This window comes from Flavobacterium frigidimaris, assembly GCF_002217275.1.
Classification (GTDB): domain Bacteria; phylum Bacteroidota; class Bacteroidia; order Flavobacteriales; family Flavobacteriaceae; genus Flavobacterium; species Flavobacterium aquidurense.
In genome coordinates this window covers 64,121-74,696 of sequence record NZ_MUGV01000009.1, presented here as the reverse complement: position 1 = coordinate 74,696, position 10,576 = coordinate 64,121, and the positions used below count along the sequence as shown (strand labels likewise).

13 protein-coding genes are annotated in these 10,576 nt (G+C 30.2%); all 13 read right to left on the bottom strand.

Annotated features, from left to right (window positions below; all coding sequences use genetic code 11):
* Positions 1-102: 102 nt before the first annotated feature.
* The gene (locus B0A65_RS04960) at positions 103-453 is read right to left on the bottom strand and encodes a hypothetical protein (RefSeq protein WP_074662214.1); all 351 of its coding nucleotides are present in this window, start codon (positions 451-453) and stop codon (positions 103-105) included.
* Between the two features lie 138 nt (positions 454-591).
* The gene (locus B0A65_RS04955; protein ID WP_074662217.1) at positions 592-1,233 is read right to left on the bottom strand and encodes a hypothetical protein; all 642 of its coding nucleotides are present in this window, start codon (positions 1,231-1,233) and stop codon (positions 592-594) included.
* 148 nt (positions 1,234-1,381) lie between these two features.
* A complete protein-coding gene (locus tag B0A65_RS04950) occupies positions 1,382-1,888 on the bottom strand; it encodes a hypothetical protein (protein WP_074662221.1) in 507 nt (168 codons plus the stop codon).
* Between the two features lie 165 nt (positions 1,889-2,053).
* Positions 2,054-2,596 carry a hypothetical protein gene (locus B0A65_RS04945; protein ID WP_074662224.1) on the bottom strand — a complete coding sequence of 181 codons (543 nt, stop codon included), beginning with the start codon at positions 2,594-2,596 and terminating at the stop codon, positions 2,054-2,056.
* 157 nt (positions 2,597-2,753) lie between these two features.
* Complete coding sequence (locus B0A65_RS04940; RefSeq protein ID WP_074662228.1) at positions 2,754-3,548, bottom strand: hypothetical protein; 795 nt, start codon at positions 3,546-3,548, stop codon at positions 2,754-2,756.
* A 152-nt stretch (positions 3,549-3,700) separates the two neighbouring features.
* A complete protein-coding gene (locus tag B0A65_RS04935) occupies positions 3,701-4,405 on the bottom strand; it encodes a hypothetical protein (protein ID WP_074662231.1) in 705 nt (234 codons plus the stop codon).
* A gap of 166 nt (positions 4,406-4,571) precedes the next feature.
* Positions 4,572-5,213 (bottom strand): DUF6000 family protein, encoded by a 642-nt coding sequence (locus tag B0A65_RS04930; RefSeq protein WP_074662234.1) that lies wholly within the window; start codon positions 5,211-5,213, stop codon positions 4,572-4,574.
* A gap of 762 nt (positions 5,214-5,975) precedes the next feature.
* On the bottom strand, positions 5,976-6,521 hold the full coding sequence (locus tag B0A65_RS04920; protein WP_074662240.1) for a hypothetical protein: 546 nt from the start codon (positions 6,519-6,521) through the stop codon (positions 5,976-5,978).
* Positions 6,522-6,688: 167 nt separating this feature from the next.
* Positions 6,689-7,186, bottom strand: coding sequence for a tetratricopeptide repeat protein (locus tag B0A65_RS04915; protein ID WP_074662243.1), 498 nt, complete (start codon positions 7,184-7,186; stop codon positions 6,689-6,691).
* A 170-nt stretch (positions 7,187-7,356) separates the two neighbouring features.
* Positions 7,357-7,857, bottom strand: coding sequence for a hypothetical protein (locus B0A65_RS04910; RefSeq protein ID WP_123890280.1), 501 nt, complete (start codon positions 7,855-7,857; stop codon positions 7,357-7,359).
* A 204-nt stretch (positions 7,858-8,061) separates the two neighbouring features.
* Complete coding sequence (locus B0A65_RS04905; protein WP_074662250.1) at positions 8,062-8,664, bottom strand: hypothetical protein; 603 nt, start codon at positions 8,662-8,664, stop codon at positions 8,062-8,064.
* Between the two features lie 230 nt (positions 8,665-8,894).
* A complete protein-coding gene (locus tag B0A65_RS04900; RefSeq protein ID WP_123890278.1) occupies positions 8,895-9,398 on the bottom strand; it encodes a hypothetical protein in 504 nt (167 codons plus the stop codon).
* Positions 9,399-9,619: 221 nt separating this feature from the next.
* The gene (locus B0A65_RS04895) at positions 9,620-10,501 is read right to left on the bottom strand and encodes a hypothetical protein (protein ID WP_074662255.1); all 882 of its coding nucleotides are present in this window, start codon (positions 10,499-10,501) and stop codon (positions 9,620-9,622) included.
* Between the last annotated feature and the right edge of the window lie 75 nt (positions 10,502-10,576).

Sequence of the window (10,576 nt, the reverse complement as noted above, 5' to 3'; positions counted from 1 at the left end):
CGTTGTAGTGGCTGTTATGCGTTCGGTTTTTTATTTAGTTACAAAGTAGTTCCCATTCTCCAAGTTTTGCTTTTTCAATGATGCTAGAATATTTAAATTATATTAAATTCCAAAAAAATAATTGAAATAACTTTTATTCGGTTCTTTAATTATTTCTTTTCCAATTTCAACATATTCTCCATTTGAGTTTTTTCTCATTACTATTATTTCGCTAATACTTTTTCGAACTACATCACCAACTTTTATCTCTAATCCTTCACAATCACTATCATAAAAATATTTGTCATTTTCATAATATATTTTGCTCCCTCGTCCTTCTGTTATTTTTAGAATTTCTCCACTAAAAGTACTTCTGCTAAATTCTTTGCTTTTTTCGTAATACTCTGTTTTGGAGTTATAAACCATAAAACAGAAAATTGAAATTACTATTATTGCAGGAATTATTTTTCTCATTACATTTTCATTTTTTCTTTTAGGTTTCTGTCGCTCTAAACTGACGCATAACGTTCTGGTACTACAACGGGTTTGGGACTAAATTAAGCCCTATTTTCAGATTTGCCAAATCATCCCAAATACAAAACCATCTTTCATTTAAGCCAAATGCCCAAATCCGTTGTAGTGGCTGTTGGCGGTAGTGCTTATTGCTGTTATTTCGTCTTGTAGCTCTCGAATTTCGGAACTACTTTTTGCTCCTAGTATATTTTTTAGATCATCAAAATCAATTATTCCTTTCAAATAATATTCAATTAAGATGGGTTTAATATTTTGAAAATCATCAGAATTTATTAATTCAAATAGAACTTGGATAGTTTGTTTTGACTTTAAAAAAATGATTGTCGAATTGTTAGTCCCATTTGATAAAGCTGGTCCCATATTCCCTTTAGATGTATGAATTAGTTTTCCGCTATAATCATCATTTGATATTATAAGCTTCTTAATTTCGTTTAGCGAATATAATTTTCCGTCTACATTTATCGATTCTTTTTCAAAAACTAAATATCCATCTAATTTACCTCTTAAAGGTTCGATTTGAGCTATACCTTTAAATTTGAAGATAAGTCCTATTATCATTCCAGTAATTACAAGCCATTGAAAAAAAGACTCAGTCGGTTTGAATATTTGTTGTGAAATGTAACCTAAGCCCAAAATGGAAAATAATGCACAATAATATATTTTATTGACGCTCCAATAAAATTCTTTGGTTTTTTTTAAAATTGAAAATTTATTCATCATTCTTGTTCTGCTTGTGCATTACCGCCAACGTCTTGGTACTACAGCGGGTTTGGGATTAAATTAAGCCCATTCTTCGGATTTGCCAAATCATTCAAGTACAAAACCAATTCCCCATTAAGCCTATTGCCCAAATCCGTTGTAGTAGCTGTTATACCACGTTTTTCTTTATTTCTCTTTCGTATTCTGTGTCAAAACCAAGATAGCTAATATCACTTAGTTTTATAATTTCGTTTTCGCTCCAATTCGAATCTTTGTCAATTAAATGTAATTCAACTGAATCATTTGTAGCCCATAATATTTTACCAACAAGAAATGAATCTTCATCATCATAGGCAAAAATTGAAACTATTTCTGAAACTAAGCTTTTCAATGATTTCTCTAAATCTGTAAAGTCATTCAAATTAATGTTAGCTACCAAACTTTCCGAATTGTCATTCTTCAATTCTGCATAATCTTTTTCTTCCCAAGTTCTATATTTTTCAACGTCACTATTTTTCACAATAGTATATCCGTCAAACTTTCCGTTTTCTTCATCAAAATTTAGAAGCATAACTATTTCAGAGTTTGCTACAAGGCACTTTCCTGTGTAAACATCGTCTACATTTGGAGCAAGGTCAATATCGATTATTAATCTTTGTTCTGCTATTTCTTCCATTTGCAGTTACGTGTTTAAAATGTGGTATAACGTTCTCGCGCTACAAGCAGTTTGGGGTTAAATCAGCGTTGTCTTTCGGATTTGCAAAATCTTCCAAATACAAACCAATTTTTCCATTAAGCCAAATGCCCAAATTGCTTGTAGCGTGTGTTAGCGGATGCCTTTTTATGCTTTACTATTTAATTTAAATTCTTTTGCGATTACATAATCATTTTCTATCAGGATTAAAATGTAGTTGTTTTTTTTCAGTACATTTTCAAAGCTTTTAGTCTTTACGTTGTGTTTATCACAAACTTTAATTACGTTTTGCGTTATCAAAAATGGAGCTTTCAGCAATTTTCCACTTCCTTCTTTAATATTTTTCACAAAGTTTTCAAAACTAAAAAAACCTCTTTCTACAAAATAATCTTTCCAATTTCTCCAGCCTAAAGTTTCACTATCAATTGCTGATTTTATATCATCAATAAATAAATCTACATTTTCAGGTTTTGAGTTTATAAATGTTTCTATAAAATTTTCATTATAGTCGATTAGTAAAGGATGATTTTCAAAATATTTTAATTTTCCTGTAGTTCCTTTATTTAGACTAAATTCTACTTTTTTGATAAAATCAAAACGCAACATTTGATTGTCAACCTTTAAAACAATAAATGTCGATTGATAATTTTCTATTTCTACGTTTCTATTTGCTAAATTTTCTATTTCCACGATTTTTTCTAAAGGTATCCGCTAACGTCTTGGCACTACAGCGGGTTTGGGACTAAATTAAGCTCTATTTTCGGATTTGCCAAATCATCCCAAATACAAGACAAGCTTCCCATTAAGCCCAATACCCAAATCCGTTGTAGTGGCTGTTATAGCGCGTTTATTTCGATATTTTGCTGACCACTTTCTGCTCAAAGATAGATTTTACATAAGCTCTTTCATTTTCTAATTCTTCATCATCAAGCATACGATTAGGATTCTTTGTATATGTCCAACCTGCTAGGGAAACTTCCACTGTTTGGTTTGACTTGTTGAAATCGCCAACCATAATGACTAAATTGCCTATTGAATCGTTGAGATTATTTATTTCTGTATGCTCATCGTAATACTTTGTATTATGATAATCTGATGAAGTAACGTCAAGTCCTAGATTTTTTAGTTCAGACATAAAATCTTCACGAGAGTAGTGTTTTATATGATAAACAGCAGTGTTGTCGTCAAAACCTGTATTTGATGTAGGTCTAACTGTAGCTATAAAAGCATATATACAAATAGTTAGCGGAATAAACGGAGTAATGCGAATTGTAAATAGTTTTTCCTTTAAAGCCTCGATGTGATAGGCTAAAGGTAAAATCAGCAATGCAAATATGTCTGAATAATCGACAGTTCGGTTAATATTCCAAAGACCAATATTATTCCATGTATTTATTAATATCTGACTGTATGATGATTTCCAAAGCACAAATGCAATAACAGTTAAAATGAAAATCTTTTTCTTATACTTAGGAAATAAGGTTGTCCAAAATAGTGGAAATATAAAAAGACCTGCGAAATCGGATAATTTCCCTGTTAACCAATTTCCGTAAACTTCTTTTAAAACAAAATCGTTAAGCAAAAGAGTAACGAGTCCAAATATGAACCAAATAGATGTGAATAGTTTAGTGTTTTCTCTCATGCTGATAAATGCGCTATAACGTTCTCCCGCTACAAGCAGTTTGGGATTAAATCAGCGTTATCTTTCGGAATTGCCAAATCTTCCAAATACAAACCAATTTTTCCATTAAGCCAAATCCCCAAATTGCTTGTAGCGTGTGTTAGCTGCTGTAATTATTTCATTTTTATTGTTTCCCATTTGGTTTGTCCTTCATTAAAATTGCAAAGTTCGAAAGTTCCTTTTGATAATTTCTTTACCAATTTTTCAAATCTTACTTTGTCTGGGTCTTGTGTCAAAACATCAAAGTCAGATGTTCCAATTTCTTTCCATTGACCATTCTTTAAACTAAAAATTCGAAGTGATTTGTACCTGCTGGAACAAGAAGAATAAAAAATACCAATTTCGCTAATTCCGTCTTCATCTATGTCATTACATAAAAAGAGATTATCTGGATGGCAACAATATGAGTCTGTATAAAGTCTTGGCAATGTCTTATCATAAAAACAATAAGATTCGCCATCGTCACAATAATTAAAGGGAGGCATTACAAAAACGGTATCATTTTGTTTGTCATTTTTAATACCTTTTAAAATTCTAATACCCTCAAATTCTTCTTTCAGTTCTGAATTTTTATGTGTCAATATAATACAAGTGTCAGATTGATATTTTGAAAAATAATTTTCGATTACACCGAAATTGTCTTTTAACAAACTATCTTTCAAATATTGTTTGTTTGAATTAAGTATAGAAGTCAAACTGTCGGTTTTATAAATTTGACCAGTTTTCGTTTTTTTTGATTCTATATTATACTTGTCCTTGAATTTGCAAGAAATTGTCAAGGTAAGAATTGTCAAAATAATTACAATGGTTCTATTCATATCCACTTTTTCGGTATTATAGCAGCTAACGTTCTGGCACTACAGCGGGTTTGGGATTAAATTAAGCCTATTCTTCGGATTTGCCAAATCATCCCAAATACAAAACCAATTTCCCATTAAGCCAAATGCCCAAATCCGTTGTAGTAGCTGTTGGCGGTAGTATTTTCTATTTATTGTCTTTAACTTTGTTTATAAACCTAATATAGTTTTCTAAATATTCGGTGTTGATTTCTGCTTTCCAATTTGGTTTATTTTGAATAAAATTCAGCCAATTTGTTTTGTGTTTGTCAATTAACTTACTGTTATTTATCTTGTCGAGGTAAGCTAAAGCTTCCATAGCTTCACTTTGGTCAAACCAAAGCTCGCTTTTGGATAAATAATACGCTAAATAATCATCTAAATATTCGGTTGCTTTTTTGTTGTTTAAGCTAGCAAACATATAAGCGTATATTCGTCCAGCGTAACAAACTTCACTTTTTAGGAAGTGTATACCAATAATGTCTATTAAATCTGAATAGTTATTGATTATTGCAAAGAATGCTCCAGTTTGTCTTGTTCTCCAATTAAGATCTCCAAGCAATTTTATAACATCTTCTTTTGTTATTTTCTTTTTTGCATCTAACAATAATTCAAACCATTCTTGATTAGTTTCTTCAAGATTCATATAAAATGGAACAGCCCACTCTTTAATAAATTCAGGTGTTAATTCTTCTTCATTTTTAAACGAAATTAAGTTTTCAAAAGTAGACTTATGCCTTACAGTTGCACCAAGTGAATGAAGTCTGATTTGCTCGTTTAGATTTTCCATTAATTAGTTCAATTCTGTTGGATTTTCATTTTGATATTTTTGGCTAATATTACCGCCAACGTTCTCGCGCTTGGCGAGGTTGGGGATTAAAGATGCGAGATTTTTCGGTTAAACACAAATTTTCCAAATACAAAAACATCTTTCCATTAAGCCTAAAACCCCAATCACGCCAAACGGCTGTTGGGAGAGGTTTGCTTTTATTTATGTTTTATTTAATCAGTTTTACTTTTTAAGTTTCTACTTGTCATTTTTACACTTTAATTTTTAAGTTTTATTTGTTCTATTTTGCTTTCTTTCGGTGATTTATTTTAACATTCAATGGATAAGAAAACTGAAAAATAATAGATAGATACGATTATTGGAATTAGACTTAAAATAAACGCTAGAATTTTACTTTCCAAGTCGGTTTTGTAAATGATGATTAGGATTAAGTTTGCAATTGCACAACAAAATATTATGATTAGAGATAAAAAGCATATTACAGAAAGCAATCCAACATTAATATTTAGTTTATCAATCGCAAATAAAATAAGAATTGACAAAGCGAATGCTAATAGAATTTTGATTGAATTGTTTTTAAGTTTTTGCATAATGTAAGTTATTCGATTGTTAAAAACGCATTTTTGGTCAAATCTCTCCCAACGTTCTGGCACTACAGCGGGTTTGGGACTAAATTAAGCTCATTCTTCGGATTTGCCAAATCATACCAATACAAAACCAACTTCTCATTAAGCCAATTGCCCAAATCCGTTGTAGTGGCTGTTATAGCTCGTTTTTCTTTAGGTTCAAAACAATTGTGTCTGTTATAATTCTTTTTGTCCAACCAACACCTTTTGCAGGATTTCGTTCTTCCACAATTATTTTGAATTTGCTCGGTAATTTTTCAAAACGCATTTCTTTTTTATTTTCATTGATTCCATATGAACTTTTTCCAAACCTATCATTTGTTACAGGCATTAAACTAAAAATAAAATCCTTGTTAGTTTTCTTAAATTCAAGTACAATATTATAGCCATCCGTTTTTTCAAGTTTAGGAGATGAGCAATCGTCAGTGTTTATGAACCAAGATTTTTCAACCCAAACATTAGTTATGATAATTTTCTCTTTGTAGTTTTTTAATCGGATAGTATTAAGTGAAGCTATGTATTTACCAATGTAAAATCCTGATTGTTTTGAAGTTTTAATATTTTCAGATGTTTTTGGGCAATTTTTACATTTAATTTCACATTCACATAGAAAATTTGAAACATAATAGTAAGCGATTACAATTATTATTAAGCCTAAAATTATTCCAATTATTTTCTTCATTTCACTGTCGGTTTTTTAAAATGAGCTATAACGTCTTGGCACTACAGCGGGTTTGGGATTAAAAATGAGTAATCTTTCAGTTATGCCAAATCATCCCAAATACAAAACCAACTTTCCATTAAGCCAAATGCCCAAATCCGTTGTAGAGGCTGTTGTATGCAGTTTTTTTATTTACAATTTTGTTCTAATGCCCGTTTAACTTTTTTATTTCCTAAATTCAATGATTTTCTCCAATTTAGACAAGCATTTTCATTATCATTTATCAACTTATACACATTTCCTAAATTTGCATAAACTAATGCATAATCAGATTTAATTTCGATTGATTTTTTATAATCGAAAATAGCTTTTGAGTACTGTTTAATTTCCATATAAGCAAATCCACGATTCATATATGCTTCATTATCATTTGGATTTAATTCGATAGATTTTGAATAATCAGCAATTACATTTAATTGTTTCCCTCCAATTTTCTGTTGTGAGTATGCTCTATTGAAATATGCTTCATTATCATTTGGATTCTGTTCAATTGCTTTTGTAAAAAAATAGATTGATTTTTCATAATTTTCGTTTTTTGCTTGAAAAATACCTAAATTAAAATAATCATCTCCTTTACAGTTTATTAAAAGTATTGACAAAAGTAAAATGGTTATTGTTTTTCTCATAAATTTTGACTCTGCTTTAAAATTGCATACAACGTTCTGGCGCTTGGCGAGGTTGGGGAATAAAGATGCGGGATTTTTCGGTTAAACACAAATTTTCCAAGTACAAAACTAACTTTCCATTAAGCCTAAAACCCCGATCTCGCCAAACGGCTGTTAGGCGACGTTTTATATCAATCGCCGAAATTTATGTCTATTATGGAATAACCTAAGGCCTTTTTTTCAATTCTGTCCATTAAAAATTTTTCATCTAAAATTATTTTTTCTCCTTTTACTATTTTCAATTCTTTGAATAATTCTAAAAGTTTAAAATAATCCCAATTATATAAACTATTAATTTTGTATTTCTTATCTCTACTTTTTAAAATTAGTACATACTCACTGTGACCTCGACCTTGAGCTTCTCCTTTAAGTTCAAGTTTTAAATTATTGATCTCTAAATTGTCCGTCCATTTTGAATTAAATGTTTGTCCATTGATTATTAACTTTTCTTCATTTATATGAACGGCATATATGTATGATTTGGTTTTAAAATAAGTCAAGATTGCGAATGCGATTGTGTAACAACAAATTAATATTAAATAGACATACCAATTCATTTTTCCATTAAAAGCTACACCAATTGTAAATAAAATTATCATACAAGCAAAAAGTGGAAGAAATGTTGATTTCATTCTTTTAAATAAACTTAGTTCTTCGTTGATATATGATTTTTCTACCATGTTTCTAAAAATGTTGCCTAACGTTCCCGCGCTACACGCAGTTTGGGACTAAATTAAGCTCATTATTCGGATTTGCCAAATCTTCCAAATACAAACCATTTTTTCCATTAAGCCAAATGCCCAAATTGCTTGTAGCGTGTGTTACCAGTTGTTTTTTTATCCCACCCATAATTCATCCTCATAAATTATTTTCCACTTTCCGTTATCTTTTTCTAAATAGATGGCTTTTCCCCATCCGCAATTACCAAAGCATATTTCATTTATTTCAATATAGGCCTTGTTGTTGTCGGCTGAAATTATTGGAATAGTTAAATATAAAAAGCTTGCATCAAGATTGTTTTCAGATTTCATTTTCTGTTCTTCGAATGTTGTCATCAATATTTTTTTCGCAATAGAGCTATTGATAGTATACGTTTTCAGAACATTGTTTTGCGCTAAAATCTTCAAACTGTCTTTTTTAGGAAAAAAAGCAACATCTAATTTATAATAAAACAAATCATTTAAATATATTCCATTCGCAGGTTTTGGTGGAATCGTTTTAGCATTTAAATCTAGTTGATAAACTTTCAGTTTTTTTAATTGCTTGCTTAACGGAATAGCTGTAGAATCGTTTTTGAAAACATTTAAACTGTCTTGTAGAATTACACATTCAACAATTTTTTCAATTTCATTATTTTTTTCAATGACTATATTTTCCTTCTTGTTGTTTTGGCAACTAAAAGCAACTATTATAATAATCAAAAAAAAGAAGTTTCTCATTTAAATCATTGTTGTTTAAAATAACTGGTAACGTTCTCGCGCTACAAGCAGTTTGGGACTAAATTAAGCCCATTATTCGGATTTGCCAAATCTTCCAAATACAAAGCCAACTTCAAATTAAGCCTAAAACCCAAATTGCTTGTAGGGTGTGTTATGGGTTGCTTGTTTTAGTCGAAATTACAATTAAACCGTAAACTTTTTAAGTTTCTATTGTCAGATGCCAATTTTTTTTATTTGTTAACGATGATTTGATTTCTTTCGTCAATAATTATTCTTGCATCCAAGTCTAAAATTTCATTATTCGTTTTTGGGTCTTTTTCGACTTTAAAAGTATAAAACCAAGTTTCTCCTTTGTCAAACGAAATCAGTGCTAAACCAGCTGTAAATTTCACTTTCTTTTTAGCATCTTCCATTTCCAAACTGAAAGGAATACTACATTGTAGTTGATTTTTATAACTAATTATTTCAGAGTTTTTCCCGAATGAAATGTTTGTGACTTTAACTCCTTTTGCTTCATAATTTTTACTCAATTCCGTTAGTAAGAAAACTAAATCTTGTTTTGTTTTCAAATATTCGATTAGTTTTGGTGTTGCAAAATCTGAAAGTGTTTCAAAATCTTTTTCTAAAAACAATTTTCGAAAACTTAAAGTAGATTTTTCAATTTTATCTGATAAATTTTGTCCATTCATTATTAATGGAAATATGAATAATAATAGACAAACGTAGTTCTTCATTTAGATAGTTTTTTTAGTGAATACAACTTACTGATTGTTTTTCTTCAGCGTCATTTCGGCACAAGTAACCCATAACGTCTTGGTACTACAACGGGTTTGCGATTAAATTAAACCCTATTTTCGGATTTGCCAAATCATCCCAAATACAAAACCATTTTTTCAATTAAGCCAAATGCCCAAATCCGTTGTAGTGGCTGTTATATGCTGCCTTTCTTGTCATATTATGTGTTTTGAATAAAATAGCAAGCTACTTTTGAAGTTGGTTCAAAAAATACAAACAAATCACCGTCTCCCCAAAAATTTAGTTTTTCATAGTAATGTCTATACCATTCGTCTTTGGGTTCTACATTCGTTCTTTTAGCTGAAACACCACCATTTAGCTGACAAAGAAATTTCATTCTGTTTCCTGATTTTGGACATATTGGAATATCAGGATATTGTATCCAATTTGGTATTCCTGCATCTGCCGTTCCTGAAAATTCCTTCTTCTCAACAAAAGAAAATCTCATTTCATTAAATACAATTTCAGAGGTTTGATTTAAGTCTTCATTATATGATGTGTTTGTGTTTTCAACTTCTTCTCTGTTTATGATTGTAGGCTTATTAAGATTCGAATAGTCTAAAAATACGTTTTCGATATTTAAATAAATTGGACAGATAAGATGAACTTTAAAAGGTAACCAATTAAAATTTCGGTCTTGGTTGTTAATATATCCTAAATATTGAAAAGGAACTACGCAATTATTTTCTGGAATTTGGAATTCATTCGGTATTTCACCTCCAAGTTGGTGTAGTCCTCTGTTGTCTTCAACTAATTGTAGAATTCTATTTTCTTCAAACTTTTTGTATTCAAGTCCAATTTCCTCTACTCTAAGTTCACGGTCTTTTCTATCGCCATCTTCATAGTCATATGCTTTTATTAGTTTATCATTTTCAAAAACTAATTCTATTCCACTATAAAGTGTCTCAACTGTTGACTTATTAGTTATTTGTGTAGCAATGAAATTTTCACATTGTTGATCTCCGTTTAAGCGAACTTCCCAACCTGCAAGGAAAACACTTTTAGTTATTTTATTTTGTCTGCTAAATAAGTTTTTAAACATTATTGTCGATTTTACGGTTTTTCTTCATAAGGTTGCATATAACGTTCTGGTACTACAGCGGGTTTGGGACTAAAT